The organism is Streptomyces sp. NPDC001020 (assembly GCF_053599115.1).
Window position 1 is genome coordinate 1 of the sequence record NZ_JBSFLQ010000056.1, and the last position, 19982, is coordinate 19982.

16 protein-coding genes and 2 pseudogenes are annotated in these 19982 nt (G+C 67.4%); 6 read left to right on the plus strand and 12 right to left on the minus strand.

What is annotated here, in order from left to right:
- A pseudogene (locus tag ACWDEX_RS33730) lies at window positions 1–100 on the plus strand (IS481 family transposase); the annotation flags it as partial.
- A gap of 167 nt (window positions 101–267) precedes the next feature.
- On the opposite strand, the gene ACWDEX_RS33735 reads toward ACWDEX_RS33730, so the two are convergent.
- Entirely contained in the window at window positions 268–1482 is a 1215-nt protein-coding gene (locus tag ACWDEX_RS33735; protein ID WP_450468278.1) for an HNH endonuclease, read from the minus strand.
- Window positions 1483–1717: 235 nt separating this feature from the next.
- Between ACWDEX_RS33735 and ACWDEX_RS33740 the strand changes: the two are divergent.
- The 3 genes and pseudogenes from ACWDEX_RS33740 to ACWDEX_RS33750 form a co-directional block, all read left to right on the plus strand.
- A pseudogene (locus ACWDEX_RS33740) lies at window positions 1718–2117 on the plus strand (serine hydrolase domain-containing protein); the annotation flags it as partial.
- Between the two features lie 1188 nt (window positions 2118–3305).
- Entirely contained in the window at window positions 3306–4265 is a 960-nt protein-coding gene (locus tag ACWDEX_RS33745; protein ID WP_450468279.1) for a hypothetical protein, read from the plus strand.
- 764 nt (window positions 4266–5029) lie between these two features.
- Window positions 5030–5371: a hypothetical protein gene (locus ACWDEX_RS33750; RefSeq protein ID WP_450468280.1), complete on the plus strand. Its 342-nt coding sequence runs from the start codon at window positions 5030–5032 to the stop codon at window positions 5369–5371.
- Window positions 5372–5450: 79 nt separating this feature from the next.
- Here the strand turns inward: ACWDEX_RS33750 and ACWDEX_RS33755 are convergent, their stop codons facing one another.
- The 11 genes from ACWDEX_RS33755 to ACWDEX_RS33805 all read right to left on the minus strand — a co-directional run bounded on the left by ACWDEX_RS33755 (window position 5451) and on the right by ACWDEX_RS33805 (window position 17683).
- On the minus strand, window positions 5451–7238 hold the full coding sequence (locus tag ACWDEX_RS33755) for a glycosyltransferase family 4 protein (RefSeq protein ID WP_450468281.1): 1788 nt from the start codon (window positions 7236–7238) through the stop codon (window positions 5451–5453).
- The gene (locus tag ACWDEX_RS33760) at window positions 7238–7561 is read right to left on the minus strand and encodes a hypothetical protein (RefSeq protein ID WP_450468282.1); all 324 of its coding nucleotides are present in this window, start codon (window positions 7559–7561) and stop codon (window positions 7238–7240) included. The genes ACWDEX_RS33755 and ACWDEX_RS33760 overlap by 1 nt, the downstream gene beginning before the upstream one ends.
- 38 nt (window positions 7562–7599) lie before the next feature.
- Entirely contained in the window at window positions 7600–8136 is a 537-nt protein-coding gene (locus ACWDEX_RS33765; RefSeq protein ID WP_450468283.1) for an NUDIX hydrolase, read from the minus strand.
- A 333-nt stretch (window positions 8137–8469) separates the two neighbouring features.
- Entirely contained in the window at window positions 8470–8988 is a 519-nt protein-coding gene (locus ACWDEX_RS33770; RefSeq protein ID WP_450468284.1) for a hypothetical protein, read from the minus strand.
- The gene (locus ACWDEX_RS33775; RefSeq protein ID WP_450468285.1) at window positions 8981–10711 is read right to left on the minus strand and encodes a type IV secretory system conjugative DNA transfer family protein; all 1731 of its coding nucleotides are present in this window, start codon (window positions 10709–10711) and stop codon (window positions 8981–8983) included. Before ACWDEX_RS33775 ends, ACWDEX_RS33770 begins: the two co-directional genes overlap by 8 nt.
- A 1-nt stretch (window position 10712) precedes the next feature.
- A complete protein-coding gene (locus ACWDEX_RS33780; protein WP_450468286.1) occupies window positions 10713–12269 on the minus strand; it encodes a type VI secretion protein in 1557 nt (518 codons plus the stop codon).
- Window positions 12269–13798, minus strand: coding sequence for an SCO6880 family protein (locus tag ACWDEX_RS33785; RefSeq protein WP_450468287.1), 1530 nt, complete (start codon window positions 13796–13798; stop codon window positions 12269–12271). The genes ACWDEX_RS33780 and ACWDEX_RS33785 overlap by 1 nt, the downstream gene beginning before the upstream one ends.
- Window positions 13799–13801: 3 nt before the next feature.
- Window positions 13802–15748, minus strand: coding sequence for a hypothetical protein (locus ACWDEX_RS33790; protein WP_450468288.1), 1947 nt, complete (start codon window positions 15746–15748; stop codon window positions 13802–13804).
- Window positions 15738–16502, minus strand: coding sequence for a hypothetical protein (locus tag ACWDEX_RS33795; protein WP_450468289.1), 765 nt, complete (start codon window positions 16500–16502; stop codon window positions 15738–15740). The genes ACWDEX_RS33790 and ACWDEX_RS33795 overlap by 11 nt, the downstream gene beginning before the upstream one ends.
- Window positions 16503–16509: 7 nt before the next feature.
- Window positions 16510–16839, minus strand: coding sequence for a hypothetical protein (locus ACWDEX_RS33800; RefSeq protein WP_450468290.1), 330 nt, complete (start codon window positions 16837–16839; stop codon window positions 16510–16512).
- 13 nt (window positions 16840–16852) lie between these two features.
- Window positions 16853–17683, minus strand: coding sequence for a hypothetical protein (locus ACWDEX_RS33805; RefSeq protein ID WP_450468291.1), 831 nt, complete (start codon window positions 17681–17683; stop codon window positions 16853–16855).
- A 319-nt stretch (window positions 17684–18002) separates the two neighbouring features.
- On the opposite strand from ACWDEX_RS33805, the gene ACWDEX_RS33810 reads away from it, so the two are divergent.
- Window positions 18003–19094, plus strand: a complete 1092-nt coding sequence (locus ACWDEX_RS33810) for a C40 family peptidase (protein ID WP_450468292.1) — start codon at window positions 18003–18005, stop codon at window positions 19092–19094.
- A 29-nt stretch (window positions 19095–19123) separates the two neighbouring features.
- Window positions 19124–19681, plus strand: a complete 558-nt coding sequence (locus ACWDEX_RS33815; RefSeq protein WP_450468293.1) for a hypothetical protein — start codon at window positions 19124–19126, stop codon at window positions 19679–19681.
- Window positions 19682–19982: the final 301 nt, after the last annotated feature.

Here is a 19982-nt window from a genome sequence, read left to right on the forward strand (position 1 = left end):
CGAATGGCTGCACACCTACAATCACCACCGCGGACACACCGCGCTGAAAGGCCAACCACCCGCCAGCCGCGTTCCTAACCTCACGAGGCAATACACCTAGGTGTACTGATCCGGGAGGTTGGGGACGCGGCTGGCGGTAGGGGCGTGAACTTGACCCGCGCCACCGGCGCGACCCAAACGCGAGGCCCTGTGCCGACCTAACTCCGAGCGACCAGGCGGGAAAAAACTGAGTGCCGAGGCAGAAGACCAAGTCAGCCGGCGGCGGGCCTACGAGCATTGACGTTGCACAGATTGCGGTGATAGTCGAGGTGCGCCTCGTCTATCGGATGCCTGGGGTCGCGACGGAGCGGGCGGGGTTCTCTGCTGCCTCGCGTCCCCCCTGACGAGGCCGTCAGGGGCGACGTAGATTTCCAAGCCGTCGAAGAGGACATGGCAGTTGGCACACAGGCACAGGAGGTTCTGCAGTTCGTCGGGGCCGTGGTGGGGCCTGCCCAGGCCTCTTATGTGAGCCGCCTCGCTGTACGGACGGTTCAGGTAGCGGAGCGCCGTGCCACAGATCTGACACTGGTCGCCCTCGAGTTCCTTGACCTTCCTGGCCAGGGCTTCGTCGCGAACGATGACGGAGCGGGTCGCGTCACGGCGCGGTGCGGGGCTGGTCGCCCGCCCGTACTCATCCACGCCGGCACCGCTGCTCTCATCCTCTGATGGGCTCAACAGGCTGCCGGCTGTGGTGTATCCGTCCAGGCCTATTCGCTCGAAGAGGGCCTGGCGGTCGATGTCCTCGAGATACGTCTCACAGATCGTGGCGATGGCGTCGAGGCGGGTCACCGGGTTTCGAAGGAGACCAGCGGCCTCGTCCTTGAAGCCGGCCTGCGGGTGGTGCGCGTCGAGGATGCTCACCTTCGGCATCTCCTTGGCCAGCTCGGTTGGTATGCCCTGGACCTCCCACAGTCCGCTGCCCCGGAGATGCCAGAAGGGATACTCCGGTGTGGCCTTCGCGTTGGGAAGTCCGAACTCGACCAGCAACGGACCGACTTTGTCTCGAAACTGTGGCCACGGGGTCATGCGGGGCCGCTCGTCGGCTTCGCGGGATATCGCCCACAGGAGGCTCAACGGCTGGTGACGGCTGGGCGCCGGGTTCCCGGGGCCGCGGGAGACCTTGAGTTTCCGGAGGCGCTCCAGCAGGGCCGCACGGTGCTGGGATGTCTCCCCGGTCTCCACCGCGAAGCCGAGCTCGCGCAGGCGTCGCGCCACCGTGGCCGCGCCGCCGCTGAAATCCCCCGAGCTCAGGAAGTCTCCGGTGGCGTGCCCGTGGGCGACACCGGCAATGGCCTTCGAGTCGTAGCGAAAACCGTCCAGGACCAGCTCGTACGACCTGGCCCGCCCGAAGCCGTACGTCTGAAGAAAGTTGTCCCGCCCCAGGCGACGGAACTCTTCGGTCGCCGCGATGATGTCTTCGTACTCGATGTCCCCAAGCCCCATGCAGCGAAGGCTAGTCGGACAGTACGACAATCCACGCGAGCCAGTTGCTTCAGGTCCGACGGCATAGGAGGAGATGCGACGGCGCACGGTCTTCGGTTGTGGTCACGTGAACTCGACACTCACGTGAGCAACGAGACCGTGCCTACACCTGCAGGCCACCTACCTACCCCTTCAAACTGACAACCGTCTGAATCACGAGCTCCGCTCCCCCGATAAGCGGTTCCGCCCGCCCCCAAGCTCCGAGTGCCCCGCCTCCAGCGGCATCGCTACCGCACGCGCACTGGCGCGCATATTTGCCGTGCTGATCGGCAAGGTGGACGGCGTGCGCCTGCTTGCTCCGGACATCCTGGAGTCAGCAGCAAATCCTGGAGTCAGCAGCCAAGGAGCAGGCCGGTGGGAAGGACCAGGTCATGCTGATCCCCAGCCGCTTCAGTACCGGATACATGCTGCCTACCGAGAGCAACCCCATGACCGGCCCGAACGCCTTCGGCCACACCAGCCGAGGGGGCTCACTCGGCTTCGCCGACCCGGAGCACGGCGTCTCCTTCGGCTACACGATGAACCACATCAACGGGGGACCCGACGATGCACGTGCGACGTCGTTGGTGAAGGCAGTGCGAAAGGCATCGGCGTAGCTGGCTGTTGTTTGGGAAACAGACTCTGCCCCCGCACGCATCGCGTGCTCCTCTTGACCAGGAAACCGTCATCGCCACTCTGTCCAAGGTCGCGGCAGGCTGGCAGCAGATCGCAGAGCTTGCCCGGCTGTGCGAGCGAGCACGTCGGACGCATCGCTGCCATCGCGGGCAAGCGCTCCGCGATGGGGGCCTCACCCACCAACCGGGCAGGCTGGTCTCGGTTTTGGGTCTCATTCCCTTCCGACGTTTGCGACATTTCGACATGACGCAATCCCCCCGGGTGGCGACGGTCACGGCGCCATACGATCGTCCGCTCGCAGATCAGGCACCGCCAAGATCGCAAACGCCACCTCACGCCGGCCATGGGCCGCCTCGCCATTTCAGGCGGGTCGGCACTGTCCTTTACTTTCTGAAACGGCCGCTGTCAGGCAAGGCTCCTCTGCGTGGACCAACGGGGCTGGAGCTGGTCGTCCGCCCCTCGAGCACCGCCTCGCTGGAGAGTTCCGGGGCATCACCGCTTCCCACCTCGCCATGAGGGCTCAGATACGGAACGCCACCGTGTCGCCCGCGCCCAGAGTCTTCAGGAGTTCGGCGAGGCGGTCCAGGATTCGCACTTCGCCTGAGATCGCCCCTTCCGCACTCACAAACGAGCATCCCGCTCACCCGCAGGCCGAGACCCACACCGCCGAGGGCCTGCGATCCGCCCCGCGGGGGCGAGTCTGCTACAGCCAGGATCTAAACAGTTGCATCTGCCGGTGGAGCGTGCGTGCCAAGCGGAATGTCGAGGTAGACAGCGCGGGGCGGCGTCCAGCAGGTGGAACGCTCGCTGACACCTGCGCGATACCCAAGGCGTTATCCCCATCAGGGTGCCACGCTGACCGCGCCCCCGCCCCCGGATTCGACCGATAAGAAGGTGATGCCGGCGGCCTCTTGGCCGTAGGCCCCAGCATTCTGGATCGGGTGACACCGAGAGTCCCGTTCCGCACCCCACATAGCAACAAATTGTTCGATCTGGATAGACAGAACCCGGCTAGGTAATGCAAAGATCGTGCGCAAATAGCTCTAGGTTGATCATCTCAGGTCGCTTGCGAACTTGTGGACTTGCAAGAACCCAACCCCTCTTATTTTTTGATCGCAAGATCGAGGGAGCCTAGACGCTCCCCGACCACAGAGACGAGAGTGGGTAACATGACCAACGGAGGGAAGAGCATTCCGCCCGTCCACACCGAAATGATCGAGGTGACACCCGAGACGTGCAAGGCCTGGATGGAAAAGCGAACATGCAACCGCGTTCCGCTCAAGCGCTCCAATATTGACAAGTTCAAAAGCATCTTGCGAAGCGGTCAGTTTCGCACCACTCATCAGGGCTTCGCGCTCGACTGGCATGGCTGCCTCATCGACGGGCAGCACAGAGCAGCGGCGCTCATTGAGACGGGGATGACCGTGACCAGCCAGGTCACTTACAACATGGACCCCGACGCCTTCGCCGCCATCGACGGCGGCCGCGTCCGCACTGCCGGAGACTTTGTCGCCCAGCTGACTGATATGAAGCAAAGTAACTCCAACGTGTACGGCGCGGCATTGAAGGTCCTCAGCAATCGCCTTTCAGGCCAGCATTGGACACGGTGGACCAACGGCAGGCCCACAGCCGAGCAGCTGCAGGAGTGGGTGGAGAACTGGCCTATCAACGAGGACCGCATCATCCGCCTGACCGCCAAGGGCAAGCAATGCCACGCGAGTGCAACCGGCCTGATCGTCGCATACAAGATCATCACCGAGACCTGGCCAGAGCGCATTGCCGACATTTTTTTCGACTACATCGGAGAGGCCAGTAAAGAATTCGTCGGCCGGGACCCCCGAGCCATCTACACGAACACCATGATCAACGTGAACAAGGGCCGCGTCAGCCGCGACAGCGTTCAGCAGTCCGCGCAGGCCGTCAAGGCGTTCAACGCTCTGCTCGCAGGAGAGACGATCGGCACCTTGAAGAAGATGAAGATCGGCGGCACGAAGGTCGTCGAAGATCGGAAGACCGGCGAAGAGGTCGAGCAGGTCTACCTTGCGGATCGCTACCCCGAAGTCATTGCGAGGACCGTCGAGGTGAGCGAGAAGTGGCTCACGCGCGACAATCTCGCGCTCTTCGACTAGAGGATCGCGTCGGCCCCGCCACCCCGACAGTTGAAGTACCAGGTCAGGGACCTGATCCGCACCGCGGGTCGGGCCCCTGAGTGGTTCCTCAGGTTGTTTTGGGAGCCGCTTGGGGGCCGACTTCATGTCCCGGTTCCCAAGAAGCTCCGGTCAACCGACACCAAGGCCGCCCGGACAGACTCCGAGCGCGACCACCCGCGAGCCGCCAGACATCGCCGAACCGAGAACGACCCAGACGGGCTGCGACACACCGGATGCGACCTGCGTCACATCTCGGAGGGGATCCGGGCGGCGCGGGTGGCTCTTTGAGCGTCGACGGCTACTGGTTCAACCGGACAACCGTCTCGATCGCCAACTGTCCACCGCCGACCAGCGTTTCCATCCGCCCCCAAGCTCCGAGCGCCCCGCCCAGGAGAACCTCCTACGCAAGCAAAGCTGCTGGTCAGACAGCACATGTCCACTTGACACCTGCAGGCTCGCGCTGCAACGACCTGCTCCCTCTCAGGCATCGCCGCAGGTCAGAAAAGTGTTGTCGCTCTGTTGACCGTGCGCAGGTTCATCCCCACCCGGAAACCCGCAGGAGGGGAAGGCTGCTCAGGCTGGCTCGCCAGGCGCACGCAACACGATGCCCTCTCTGCCGGGTGCACGCGATGCCCTGGCCCTGGCCCTGGCCCTGGCCCTGGCCCTGGCCCTGGCCCTGGCAAAAAGCAAACGCATCTGCTGGTCGTGGAGGGCCCGTTCCCCCGGCGCTGCAGCTGACGGACATGACCTGGCCCCGCCAGGACGACGAGGACGTCGTCGCCCTGCGGGCCCTGGCCTGGGCACGCTGCCGAGACCACCTGCCTGGCCGGCCCGAACACCAGCCGCTCGACGAAGCCGAACGCGGCCGTCTGCTGGACGCGTTCGCCGCCTCCCGCACCGATGCGGCGCAGGAAACCGACAGCGTCAGGTCGCTGGCCGATCTGTTCCTGGACTTCGGAGAGAACTACCTCAGCCGCGGTCCGCTGTGTTGGAGCCCCGCCAGGCCGCCGGCTTCCTGGAGGACTGGCTGCCCCGCAAGGCCGTACTCGATCAGGAGCACCGCATGCTCTTGCCCGCCGTGCTGACGCAATGGATGACTTTCGCGCTCACCGAACGCGGTGTCGAGGAGCCATGGATCTCAGGGGCGAGCGCGCGGTCCCGGTTTCAGAGCGAGGCTCCGCCGCGAGCTGGTCCTCCCGCATCGGTGATCTTCGGAACAGGCTGGGGTGTCGACGGCGTCTGTGCTTGCCGTTGCGTCGCGTGCTGTAGTCGGGCGACTTGTTCGGCCTGTCTCTGCTGCTGTGTCAGGCCGGTGCGCCGCTGGGTTTCCTCGGCTGCTCGCTGGATACGGCTGTTGACATCGCTAATCTGGTTCTGTATGGCACGTGCTGCCTCACGGGCGCTAGTAACGTCCTCGGCTGCTGAGGCCCTGGCTCGCTCGATGAGTTCAGGTGCAGCACTGGTGGCAGTGAGTTGGGCGACCGTCTCGCCGCCGTCCTGCTCGTACCGATCGGCCAGTGCCTGGGCGGTGGCAGCTGTGGTGACTGCCTGGCCTGTCAGGGCTTGTGCAGCATTCGTGAGGTCGGCTCGGTACTGGGCCAGGTCGGCGTCGCTCAGTAGCGCCAGCGGATTCGGGCCTTCATGGGTCGTGCCGCCGGGCCCGGCGGGCCATCGGGGCTGACCCGGCGGGGAGGCCGGATCGAACTTCCCTGCCCTATGCAGCGCCTGCGGTGTCCGCACATCAACCGTCCTCTGCCCTTTGATCGTCTCGCCTCGCAGATAGGCTGCGGCTCTGGCGGGCGCGGCGGCCAGCTGAGCAACGCTGACGTCCATGGCCTCGGCTGAGTGGTTCCAGGTGTAGTTCTTGCCGAGGAATTCCCGCAGCTCCAGGGCGCGGGCGCGTGTGTGTGGCAGGGCTTCAGGGTTCAGCCGGTCCTTGACGTGCTGTGCCCACAGCTGGACCAGTTGCTGCTCGTCACTGTGCGGAGGGGCGTGGACGACGGAGGGCTGGCCCAGGTGCCCGGGGATACGGCGGGCGTTGTTGAAGAACTGGCCCGCACCGGTGTTGCTGGCCACCGCGACTGGCACGCCGAATCCGGCTGCCTCGGTGGCGACGAGGCCGAAGCCTTCGTGTTTGGACGGCATGAGCACGAGATCAGCTCCACGGATCTCTGCCTCGATCAGCGTGCGGTCTGGGGTGAAGGGCTTCACTTTGACCGGAATTTGAGCGATGTCCGACAGGGCGCGTTCTTGGACGCGTAACTGGCTGGGCTGTGCGCCGAGCACGGTTAGCTGGAGGTCGATGCCTTCAGCGTGGAGCCGTCCAGCTACCTGGGCTGCCAGGTTCGCTCCCTTGAGCGGGTCATCGGCCCGCCCGAACAACAAGAGATTGAGGCGGTTCTGCAGAGCGAAAGGTGCGGGCGGCTCACCCAGGATGACGCCTGGTGGCATCTCGGCGACCAGGGGTGGAGTTGGGGACATGCGTGCCAAGCGCGCGGCGTCGTCGGTCAGCAGCGGGCCCAGGCCCATGGCGACGTCGGCTTTCCCGATCAGGAGCCGTTCGGTGTTGGCGTGCTCGGTTGCCTGCATCGGGTCGTCCCGCAGCCGGTCCAATTCGTCGGTCAGAGCGTGCACGATGTGCACGACCTTGGCCTGCGGGTAGAACTGATCGCGCAGGTAGGAGGCGGCCCCGCCGGTGAAGCGCCCATGCCCGACGATGACGTCGACGTTGCGCGGCAGGCCGTCCGCACGTAGCAGCTGACCGCGTTCGTCGGTGACGCCCAGGACGGGTTCGAGGCCCTGCACCTGTACGCGGGGATGCGATGGGCTGGGCACGCTGACGCGCGCGGTGACGTCATGGCCCAGGTCGGCGAGGGCGATCGACAATTCGCGGTTAACGGTGACTCCGCCGCTGTGGCCTGCCCACGCAGTAGAGAGGGTGAGGATGCGCATCAGTCGGTCAGTCCCCCGGCCTTGTACATGCGCTTGGCGAGGTCGGTGGCGACCTGCGCGAGTTCCTCGGCGCCCGGGGCGATCGCATCTTGTGCGAGGTCGTGCCGCAGCCGGGCTGCGAACTCCTTCAGCAAGGCCGCGCTTGTCAGGGCCTCGACGCCGGTGATGGCGACGCGCTCGGCGTCCAGCGCGCCGGCCAGGCTCTCGCGGTGCTCGGCCGCCTCTTCAGCGAAGCTGACGGGTTTGGACACCGCGGTGCCGGAGGCATCGCGCAGGTGACGCCGGGTACTCAACAGGTGCTGGCGGGGGTCCAGTTCGGTCATAAGAAACAGTGTCCTTTCACTTGAGGTGAGTGGGGGTGTCAGGATGCGGCCGGGGCGAAGTGTGCCTGCGCTGTCGTCACCAGGTGGCTCATGAGGTTGCTGTCTCCAGCGGTGTAGCGGGCCAGGAACGCCTCCGGTGTCATGACGACTCGGCCTCGTGATTCGTCGTCGCCCGGCGTCCAGGGCGCCAGGTGACGGACCCGCGCGGCATAGATGATCATGTAGGTCAGGTCGTCCGCGCCGAAGTAGTCGGATTCGATGACCTCGACGGGTGCCAGGTCGTCCACGATGACGCGGGTCTCCTCCCACGTCTCGCGGCGGGCGGTTTCCTCGCCGGATCGCTCGTGCTGTTGGGTGTGCCCGCCGGGCAGGTCCAAGCCGCGCTCAAGGTCAGCGATCACCATCGTCCCCTCGGGTGTGAAGGCGATGACCGAGACGCTGGTGACCCGTTCCCAGGCGGGGGTGTACGAGCCGCCCAACGGGGTGAGCGACACCGGGGCGCCCACTTCCATCGCTGTGGGGCGGCGGTCTTGAGGCGGCGTGCTTTTGGCGCCTAACGTCACATCCTTGTTCATGTTCAGTGTCCTGTTTCTTTCAAGCCCCGAACCGATGGGATAGACGACACGAGCGTGTTGCCGTCGCTCTTGAGGGGGAGATGCGCGAGACGGGGAAGGTGACGTCGCCGATGGTGGCCCAGCGCGGGTACCCCTGGGCGGAGGCGGCGACCGTGTGGTCGGGCCCGTACAGCACGAGGCCGGAGTCGTTGACCACGAACGAGTAGCCTTCCACCCCCTCAACCGGCTCGGCCCCGCCCGGGAGAGCCGCCGGGCTCTCCTCTGCAGCTGCGTCCAGGTCACCCACGACGTCTGCGCCCTCCCCTCATGCGCTCGCTCAGCAGGGCCGCCGTCTCACAGCGGCGGGTCCAGCTCGGCGGCCATCCGCCGTACCTCGGCCCCGGCCGGATGCTTCGCTGGGTCGGTGGTGTCGGCGGAGGTGGCAAGGTACAGCTCCCACTCCTCGTCGGCTCTCGGGTTCGGCGGCGGAGGCAGCGGCGGTTCCTGGTGGCCACTGACGCAGGCCGGCAATTTCAGATGTGGGCGGAAGGCGTGCACTGTGTTGATCCACTCGGCCTCGGCGAGTTCGCGCCCCGGCGCCTTCTCGCCCTCGTAGGTGCGCAGCCAGCCCAGGTACAGGGCGGTGAGCATCTCCCGCACCCATCGGTGCCGGTACCAGCAGGGCGGGATCTCGTTGTGCAGCTCGGCGGTGTGGCGCAGCCATTCCACCCAGATACGCAGCTCGCGCAGTCGGGCGCGGCGTTCGGGCGGAGACATGGCCACCCACACCCAGCGGCGCGGCTCCGGCGCCGCGGTCTGTGTGGGCGGGCTGGCGGGCCACAGGGAGGCCGGGTCATCGAGGGAGTCAGTCACGGTTCAGCCCTTTCACCGCAAGCGCTGCGTCCTTGTCCAGGCGTACCGCACCATCTGCGGTGGCCGATCGAGGGGCCGCGAGGAGCCGTTTGAGGTCGCGGTCGCGGAAGGTCAGCCGCATCTTCACCTTGATCGGCGGCTGATTGGAGTACTGGGCGATCGCGGTGAACTCCTTGAGCTGCTGCAGGGAGTGCACGGGGGCGAGATCGGTCTCGGTGGGCGAGGTGTTGGTGGACAACTCGCCACGGGAGCGGCCGTGGGAGGTGCGCATCGTTTCGGTGCGGCCGTACAGGCCGGAGAAGTAGCGCAGGGTCTCGAGGTCGCCGCAGCCGGGCAGCAGCATGCGCAGGCCGCTCGCGGACAGCACGGTGTTGGCCTTCTGCACGCCGAGCCGGTCGCGGAGTTGGGACAGGTCGTGCCACACGGTGAGCACGTCGATGCCCATGCCGCGGCCGGTGGTGAGGATGTTGGGCAGGCGGGGGTAGCGGAGCATGTTGCCGGCCTCGTCGACCATCACGCCCAGGCTCGGGTCGAGTGGCTTGCCGGTGGCGTTGTAGGCGACTTCGGCGCCGTGGATGATCGAGGCGATGATCGAGGTCAGCAGCGGGGCGAAGCGTTCGGCGTCGGCCTCGGAGGCGATCAGGCACACGGTGCCGTTCCGGGTCAGTAGGTCCTCGACGGTGAAGTCGGTGCCGGCGCAGGTCTCGCGGACCTCTTCGTCGGCGTAGACGCGGGCGAGGACGTTGAGGCTGAACTGGATGGAGCCGATGCCGTCTTCGTGCAGGCGTAGCCAGGGGGAGGCGTAGTCGTCGGCGACCTCGGTGTAGCCGTGCTGCTGCAGTACGGCGCGGACGTGGTCGACGGCGTCCTTGCCGAGGGAGAGCCAGCGGCGCATGGCGTTGATGCCGCCGCCGGAGAGGTTGGCGGCCAGCAGGACGCCCTTGAGGACGCTTTTGGCCTGGTCGATCCAGGGGGCGGCGCGCTTGTCGTCGCTGGAGGCGGAGGCCTCGGCCATCCAGGCGGCCATGCGGTCGGCCGCTTTGGCGTCGGTGCAGTACTCAACCGGGGACCACTTGTTCGTCTCTCGGCCGGGGATCCCCGCGGGGGCTATCACCCAGACCGGGCCGAGGGCGCGGCGGCGGGCGTAGATGATGTCGAGGTCGGCGGCCTTGGTGGTGGTCACCACGAGCGGGCCTTGCCATTCGGCGGCGTTGGGCAGGACGAGTCCGGTGGTTTTGGAGGAGCCGGGTACGCCGAAAACGGTCGCGGAGATATTGGGCTGGGCGGCGACGATCTTGTTGGTGTTCATGCCGCGGCCGGCGGTGATGCGGTTGGCGCGCCGGGCGGGGTCCCGAGGGGCCTGGAGCTTGCGTTCGACCTTCGCACCACCCCATTGGGCGCCGCCGGTGTGGCCGCCGACGTTCAGCTTGGTGACCGTCTTGAGTACCAGCAGGAAGAACGTCAGCAGCAGCGCGACGGTCAGCAGGTAGAACAGCCAGGTGGGCGGGGTCGGGGCATACACGGCGCCTGGGCCGTTGATCAGGGCGCGCAGCACGGTTTCGGGCAGGCTCGCGGTGGAGTGGGCCCAGCCGTGCCCGGACAGCAGCGCGGCGAGCGGGGCGGCGAGCAGCACTGCCCCGCCCAGGGCCACGGCGAGGCCTGCGGCGTAGGCGGCGAGCAGGGTGTTGTCGTCGAGCCCGCTGCCGGCGCCCTTGTCGGCCACGTCAGATCACCATCTTCTCGTCGGTCTCGAACAGGGCCTCTTCGGTGTGGGAGAGCATGAGTTGCACGGCGTGGGAGCCGCCGCCGCGGCCGACCTTCCACAGGGCGCGGCCGCGTTGCCCGGCGCCCCAGGAGCCGATCAGGTCGCATTCGGCGTCGGTCAGGCCGATCGCCTCGCGGGTGATCTGAAGGGGGCGGGTGTCCTGAGCGAGCTGGATGCGGGTTTCGCAGGAACTGATGAGGTCCTTGGCGATGTTGACGGCCTCGGACCCGGCGGCACCGACGCCCTCGAAGTCGGAGAGGCGGTGGGTGGCAAGGATCTGGATGGTGCCGGTCGCGCGGGACAGGCGGAGATCCGCATCGATCTTCTTGACCTGGGAGGCGCCACCGGAGCGCATCTGCCGCCACAGCTCGTCGCGTACGACGATCCATGGACGGTTGCCGGGCCGGTCGATGGCGGCCTGCGCCCAGGAGGACACGCAGGTGAGGACCATGGCGACGGTTTCGTCGCCGTACTGCTCCAGTGCGGAGACGTCGACGGACTGGATGGGGGCGTCCCAGTCCAGGCCGATGGAGGTCTGGTCGTCGAAGAGTCCAGCGACGTGGCCGTTGACCATGGCGCCGAGGGCGGAGCGGATGGATTCCATCTGCTCGCGGGCCCGCTGCACCTCGCGGTCGCGCACACGCAGTTCCTCGGCCATCGCATCGCTGGGGTCGCGCAGCTTCTCGTAGACGAGCGGCAGCGTCGGCGTCTCCAGCCGAGTCTGACCGTGCAGTTCGCCGGTGACCTCCCGGACGGCGACGTCGAGGGCCTCTTCCTCCTGCGGCAGCAGGGTGCGGCGCAACTGCAGTTCCAGCAGGGCTTTGAGCAGCGTCAGCCGTCGGCGGTGGATCTCCCTCAGCCGGTTTCGGAGTTCGCCCTGGTCCGTGATCTGGTCCAGGCCCGCGCCGAGGGGTCCGGCGTCGAGCGGGTTGACGCGGCCTGGCAGGCCAGGGCCCAGCCGGACCGGCTCCACGCCCAGGTGCCGGCACAGGGCGGCGTACTCTCCCTTGACGTCTCCGGCGATCAGGGTGCGGTGGCCGAACGCCATCAGCCGGAAGCACAGGGCCTTGATGTGCGCGCTCTTACCGCTGCCGGGGATGCCGGTGATCATCATGTTGGGGTTGGTGCACAGCCCCTCCTTGACCCAGACTGCCGGGTGCGCGCTGAACGCCTCGGTGGTCAGGGTGTTCTGCCCGATGTAGGCGCCGACCGGAGGCAGGGAGGCGGCGTGCAGGAACGGGTAGGCGCCCGCGGCGTTGGCGGTGTCGGCCCGGACGACCTCGACGCGGGGCAGTGACGCGGCCCGGCCGGCGTACGGGTGCGCCCAACCCTTCTTGGGGGCGATCCGCATGACCGTGTCGGGGTCTTCCAGCAGCCGGGCGCGCCGCTGTTCGCGGGCGCTGGGTGGCGTCTGCGGCGCCTCGACGGGCCGCTGCTCCCATCCGGTGGCCTCGCTGAAGCGGGCCTCTTTGAGCAGGGTGTCGCCGGCGTCGCGGCGCTTGAACAACTGCGGCATCAGAACCCGATCCTCCGGTCCGGCAGACCTTGACCAAGCGGCAGCGCGGCGGCTGCGAAACCGACGTCTTGGGCGCCCCACATGCGGCGCAGCTCGAGTCCGGAGGCAGCTGCGTCGGCCTGTAGCTCGGCACAGGCGGTCTCCAGCTCTGCCAGGTCAGCCACGGTGACAGCAAGGATGGCGGTCAGCCGCACCACACCTTGACCAGAGGCGCGGGCGACGTCCTGCGCCCTGGCCCTCTGTGCCTCGAGCGCCTCGTCGGCGGACTCGTCCTGACCAGTCTTCGCGCGCAGCTTGCGGGCGGATTCCCGTTTGGCCTTCTCACGTGCCAGATCCTGGCGGGCGCGCCGGGGCCCGATGGGCTCGTAGATGATGCTCAAGCTGCGTCGGGCGTTCTGCCTGGGCCGAAGCAGCGGCTGAAGGAAGGTGGCATACACGTCCGCCTGCGGCCAGGTCCGTACCTGGTAGGAGACGGTCCACGCACCGTCATGGCGGTAGGTGCCCCAGTCGGTCTCGGCGTACGCCGGTCCCGCCAACTGCGGGTCGACACCCGGCTCCACGCCCTGCCAGTCCGGCGCCTGAGCGGCGGAGTTACGGACCGCGAGCATCAGCTGCGCCTCCGGGTCATAGGCGGTGCGCACCACCTGGGCCAAGGCGCGCGGGGCAAGCCACTCGACAACCTGGAGGCTCGCCGACGACACGGCGCTGTGCATCGCGTGCAGCTCACGCACGAGGACCGCGGCCGCGCCCACCTGCCCGCCACCGGCACCCTTGATAGCCAACCGGGCCTTGGGCGCCGACAACGTGACCGAGAGATAGGTGTCGCGGGTGGCAGCGGCCGGGCCCGCGCCCTCCATCAGCTCGGTCAGCGCGGCGACCGCCGCCTTGGGAGCGTCCGGCGCAATGTGCCGGTCGGTCCACGAGCGCAACGCAGCGCCGTCGTCGGGCAGGCACCGCTGGTGCACGGCGAGCCGTACGATCGGCGAGTCCTCGGTACAAAAGGAGCGCAGGAAACCGGCCCAGGCGGCGACGCGCGCGGTTTGCCGGTCACTGTCGATCAGCGCCAGCCCGGGGAAGGTGATGCGGGCGACGGCGGTGTAGGTGTTCGCGACCGGGTCGTGGGAGATGCCCAGAGTTCCGCCGAGGCCGTCGGGGGCCTCGAGGAACCGTAGCCGGGCCAGTACGCCGGGAAGGTCCATGGGCTGTTGGCCGGTCTCCTCGGAGCGGGGGGCGAACGCCCCGGACTGAAAGATGTTGCGCCGGGTGGCCACGTTGATCTGATGCCTTACTGCGAGAAGGATCCATTCATCGGCGCTCAGGCCCAGAACCCGCCCGAAGGCAAGCGCGAACAGCACGGCGGCCAGCGGCACGCACACGAAAGCGGCCGTCCAACTGCCCAGGTTGATGGGCGTGAGCAGCAGAACGCAGCCGCCGACGACCAAGGCGAACCCAACCCCGGACAGGCGGCCCATGAACCCTGAGCGTTCGGACTGCCATCCGCCGTAGGTGACGGGGGTGGAGCTGGACACGGGCTAGTCCTCCTTCGGGGGCGCCGGGAAATCGGTGTTGGCGGGGCCGGTGACCAGCGGTGCGGATTCCGCACGGGGCTGCGGGACACGCTCCGGAGCGGTGGGAGGCAGGCTCGCGGTGTCCGGGCCGCGCGGCGGGATGATGACGTGGCGTCCACCGGGGGAGGCGGAATCGAGGCCGGCATGCGCGGCGGTGTTGCCCATGCCGGACTCGAGAGTGTCCTTGCCCACAGCCAGGGCTTGCAGGCCCAGTCCGAGCGGCCCGGCCACACGGGTACCGAGACGACCGCCGGGGCCCTTCATACGGGCCTTGAGCGACTCGTTGGTCCAGAATCCTCCGCCACCACTTTGGGCGTTGGAGCCGCTGGCCTGGGTCTGGGCGTTGTCCCGTTCGAGGGCACGGGTGTAGGCGGGGCCGCCGCCGACCGCGCCGGCACCCCCGAGTTCGGGCCGGTAGCCGCCGCCCATCGAGGCGGCCGAGGAACCGAGCGAGCTGAACAGGCCGCCTGCCATGGCGGCGCCGGCGCCCAGGGTGGAGAACGTCATGAACTTCGCGAGCACGGGCCAGCAGAAGCATGCCATCAGGAAGATCAGCAGGCCAACGATCATGTTCTGTACACCCTGGCCCTGCTCAATGGCGAAGAAGCCGATCGCGAAGCAAAACGTGATCAGCGGCTTCATCAGGATCAGCGCGAGCAGCGCGTCCCGGGCCTTGGGCCACCAGTCCTTGGTGGCCTCGGACATCTGCCCCGCGAGCACGATCGGCATGGTGGACATCAAGATCATGATTCCGGCCTGCCGCAGCAGCACCTCGATCCACAGCGCTCCGATGGCCAGGATGCACACGATGCCGATGACGATGACCACGGCGACCGCCGACGCGCCCATGCCCGCGCCGGTGATCAGAGCGCCACCGGCCGCCGCAGTACCGCCGGTGCCGATCAGGCCCGCGAACATCTCGCCGAACTTCTTCTTCAGCGCATCAGAGGCAGGCCCGGGGCCACTTGGGGCGTCCTGGTCGTGGAAGCTGTAGTTGACGATCCAGTCGGAGAGACGGTCAGCGAACTCCAGTGCGGTGGTGGTGACGGCCCAGTACGCGCAGAGGATGACCACCCACTTCGCCAGTCCGGAGATCGCGGTGGCCGCAGCCTCCCCTCGGTGACTGACCGCCACCTTCCCGAACTGAAGCAGCAACAGGAACACCGCGAGGAGTACGGACACCGCCATGGCGATGCCCGTGGGCTTGGATATCCCTGTCTTGCTCAAGTCGATGGTGGAGGCGTCGGTGAAGATGTCGGCGAACTTCTCCAGCAGCCACACCACGGCGTTACCGATGTACTGGGCGGCCTCCTCCAGCGCGCCCCGCGCCAGCTCGCTGACCTTCTTGCCGACCCACTTGGTAAGCGACAGCCCGTTGCCCATCGGCCCGTACTTCTTGTACGCGGCCTCTCTGCAAGTGTCGGCAGACCAGCCCTTGTGGTCATCGAGGCACTTGTCGATGTAGCCGTACCACTTGTCGTAGTCGGCCTGCGACATGTCGCCGTTCTTAACGGCTTCGAGACCGCCCTTGCGCCACTTGTCGACTTTCTTCTTCTGGAGTGCATGCCATGTCGCGTCGCTGCACTCAGACGACTTTTCACCGTTGGCGTCCTCGCACAACCCCACCGAGCCGGGCTGTTCGCCCGGCTCGAGATGACGGCAGATGTCGACGTCCTGGATCTGATCGTAGTTGCAGTAGTGGCCCTCGGTGTCGACGCCGCATACGTCGCCGCCCTTGATCAACTCGGCCGGGCAGCCCTTACCACTGTCCGGTCCGTAGCCCACGTGGTACTTCGGGTCGTCTTTGGCCAAGGCAGCCGGGGCGCTGCCCAAGCTGGTGCCGAAGCAGAGCAGCATGACCGTCAGCAGGGACAAGAGGCGCGCTATGCGGGCCCGATGGTCAGTCCGCATGCCTCACCTGTCGCCAGCCGTCAACCCATGAATCGTGGTCATCAGGGGAGTAAGGAACCGGATACGAACGCTTCTTCCAGTACTTCGGCTCGTTGGTGATCTTCCAAGCGCCGCCCTGCCACTTCACGATCAGATCCGTTTCCTCGCCCCTGAGCGGGTCATCATCCGGGGCACCGTCCGCTTTGGTGGCGTAGCGGTCATAGTTCATCCAGACCTGGAGGACGTGGCCGGTGCTGTCCATGGAGGTGACCCGGACAGCGTTGACCGAGGTAGTGAAGGTGAGGCCAGCCGGAGTGCCACCCGAAGGCGGCAGCCCCACCTGTTCGCGCAACTTGCGCAAGTCGGAGATCTTCTGATCGACGTACCCTTCGGCGTCCGGGGAGACGATGGCGTCCAGTTGCTGGCGAGCTTTCTGGTCGTCGAGGAAGGCGTACTCCTCCCAGAAGTAGACCGCGGTCGATTCCGCGCCGTAGTTCTTCTTGGTAAAGCCGATGGACAGGCCGTCCTTCTGCCCGGTGGGCTTGGCGAGGATGACCTTACGAGCCGTCTCAGGCGTCCAATCCGTCTGCTCCATGCCACTTATGGACGGCGAAGGCTTGGCCGAGGCCGTTGCTGACGGTGCCGTTCTGTTGGACGTTGAACCGCCTCCGAGCATCGTTGCCGCGGTGATACCGCCGCCGATGAGCCCACCCGACACCAGTACGCCGATCGCGGCGAGCGTGAGCCGGGCCTTGCGGGTCTTGCTCTCACTCACCGCTGCCTCACTTGGTCATGTTGTAGAAGGTGGTCACGAGCGCGGCGGTGACACCGATACCGCCGGCGCCGAAGAGGCTCCAGAGGATGGCCTGCTTGCCGCGCGCGGCCAGGGCGGCTCGCTCGCTGTTGTGGCCGACGGCGACCGCGGCCCAGCCGAGCAGGCCACCGAGGACGGCGCCGGCCAGGCCGAGCCCGGCGGTCCAGTTCAGGATCTTCTGGACGGGCGTGTTGACGTCGCTAGGCATCTGAGGAGTGACACCGGGGACCGGGCCGGCGAGGATGTGCCAGTGCGGGTCAGCGGCGACGGTGTGCAGGGTGCTCAGGAGCTGGCTCATGTCCGATTCCTCGTCAAGGGGCTGGAACTGCGGGTACTGCAGGAGAGAGCGGGGCGGGCTGCGGCGCATCCGGGAGCGGCTGGCCCCAGGTGGTGTGGGCCGCGGCGAGGACAGCCCCCGTGAGTTGGGCGGCGGCCTGCCGGGTTCGCGGACGCAGGCGGGCGGTGCCGAGGCCGTGTGCACGAATGTTCGGGTCGTATGGCAGGTGCACTACCGCTGCGGTGCGGGCCGTGAGCATGGTGGCCCCGGCACGCACGGCGGCCGGAGGGCGGCCGTCGCTGGTGGCGACCAGGACGACGACGGTGCGGTTGAGGGGCAGCCCTTCGGCGTGCAGGGCCATCACGGCCTGCTGGAGGGCCTGGATGCCGTCGGCGGTGGCCGTCGCGCACAACACCGGGATCGCATAAGGGAGTTCGTACCAGCCGCGGGTCTGTCCGAGTTCTCCGGCGCAGCGGGCGGCCAGGATGTCGTGGGCGAGCGGATGCACGGTGTCGGCGATGACGGCCTGCCAGCCGCCGATCGCGGCCAGTTGATACCAGGCGGCCGGGGATTCCGGCAGCCCGAGCGGCTGCGTGTGCCATTCCCGCCCATCCGAGAGAACGTGCCACCGGACATCGTTCGCCACGATATTGACGGCGCAGGCCTGCTGAACGGCACTCCGGGCCAGAGGCTGGTCGGGCGGTAGCGCGGCCAGGCCGCCGACGCTCTGCTCGGCGAGGCGGGCAGGCCAGGGCGAAGACAGGCGCGGGGCGAGGTCCAACACCACGGTGGTGCCTGCGGCGGCAAGTCCCGCGGCAAGCAGGCTCGCGATCGTGGTTCGGCCGCTGCCGCCGGTCGCAGCCATCACGGGCACCAGTAGCCGCTCCCCTGCGGACAGTAATGGAGCCGAAACGGGTTGTTTACCCACCATTCCCCCCGTACATCCCCCTGGTCTTTGCGTAACGCAATCGTGCAGGCCGAATGACCCGCGCAGGTCCCCGGACCGGAACCCTACACACGCAACTCACCTGTACAGCAAGAGGGTTCACGCGTCTCGTTGGCATGCAGTGATGGCGTACTGTCACACATCATCACGCGTGTGTTCGGACACCGGTTCCCATACCGGAGTCCGATTTTCAGATTTGAGGGAGCAAATCTGAGATGCAGGTCAGGAGGGGGACCGCATGAAGGGCAAGGCGGCCAAACGCCTGCTGCTCGCCCTGGGCATCGGATTCGTCATGACGCCCGTCGCGCTCGGCCTGGGTGTGGTCCTGCTGATCACCACGTTCGGCAAAGATCAGAGCGCCGTCGGCAATCCTGTCGGGGGTTTGCGCATCGGCAAAGACGGAGTGCCTTCGGAATACGCGCAGCTCATCCTGCAGGCGGCCGCCGACTGCGACCAGGGCCTGTCCCCCGCAGTACTGGCCGCCCAGCTTAAGCAGGAGAGCGGGTTCAACCCACGTGCAGGAAGCAGCGCGGGAGCGCAGGGCATAGCGCAGTTCATGCCCGGCACATGGGAGACGTGGGGGGTGGACGGCAACGGGGACGACAAGAAGGACGTGTGGGATCCGGAAGACGCCATACCGGCCCAGGGCAAATTCATGTGTTCGCTACTGAAGAAAGCCAAGGCACACCCCGACTACAACGGCGCCCCGATAGAACTCGCTCTGGCCGGCTACAACGCGGGCTGGGGACGCGTCGACCAGTTCAAGGGCGTGCCTCCGAGGTCGTTCGCCGGTGGGCAGACGTACGACTACGTGCAAAACATCATGGCCATGAGCGCCGACTTCGCTGCGCCCGCGTCAAGTGAGGACGGCTCCCTGCCCGCGGGGTACGAGCTGCCCGTCGGCACCCCCAAGAAGGTCCGCGTCGCGGTCGCCTGGGCGCTGAAGCAAAAGGGCGGCTGGTACCACCTGGGCGGTGACTGCACCGACGCCCTGGGCAAGAACCCCGCCCACTGGTGCGACTGCTCTTCTCTGATGCAGCAGGCCTACAAGGCCGCCGGGGTGACCATCCCCCGCGTCACCTATGACCAGGTGAACATTGGTACCCAGGTCGACATCGACCACCCCAAGCCGGGCGACCTCGTGTTCAATCCGGGCTCGGACGGCTCCGACGCGCGGCCCGGACATGTGGGCATGTACATCGGCAACGGGATGCTCATAGAGGCGCCGCGCACCGGAGTGAAGACCCGGATAGTCACCTACAGCAGCTGGCGCAACTCCACCAGCTACATGACCCGCATCACCGAAGTCCGCCGCGTGGTGAACTGGTGAAACTCGAACCACGACCGGGGAGTTCATCCATGTCCGAGCCGCTCTACCGCCCCTGGGGCACCGTGACTCCGGAGTTCTGGGCCACGCCCGCCCCTGGTATGGCGGGCGCGCCGCACGGTCTGCCACCCGAAGCGCTGCGCGCCCGCCTCGTCAAGGTCGCGGAGGTCGCCCAGGGCGGCCGCTTGGAGGACGCAACCACGCTCGCCACCCAGCTCGACCAGGACGTCACCGCCGAGTACGGCGAGGTGCACCTGCACACCGTCCAGGTCCGGGAGGTCCGCGGCTACCTCGCGGCTCTGACTGGCGATCACGCGACCGGTCTGGCCTGGTACCTGCACGCTGCGCAGCTCCGGGTCACGATCCAGGGGCCCGGGCATCCGGACGTCGAGGCGGCCACCCGCCGGACCTACAGCCTGTGGCGGGCCATGCCGCCGCACAGCGACCGGCAGCGACTGGGCACCGACCTGCTGACGATCATCACCGACATCCACGGAGCCGACTCCGTCGTCGCCCGCCGCATCCGCAAGCGCCTGTACTCCCTCGCGTTGCCCTCCGCCGCGGCGCCGGCGCAGCTGCCCAGCACCTGACCGGGCGTCGCGTGGGGGCTGCCCTGCAGGCTCATTCGCCCCTCAGTCAGCTGGTGCGGATGTCGCCGCTTGGTGCTGCTGCGGAACCTGACGCTGCGCCTGCTGACGAGCCTGCCGGGCGCGATGGGCGCTCTGCCGTCTTTGCTGTTGCAGCGCGGTATCCCGGGCCGCCTCGTCGGCGTGTGCCGCTGCGGGGCCTGCGCGCTGATCTGCTGCCGCAGCTGCTGCTCGGCCTGGAGCTGGTCGGCGGCCGTACGCAGGTCGCCTGCCTTGGCCCGCAACAGGACAGCCTCATGCCGGG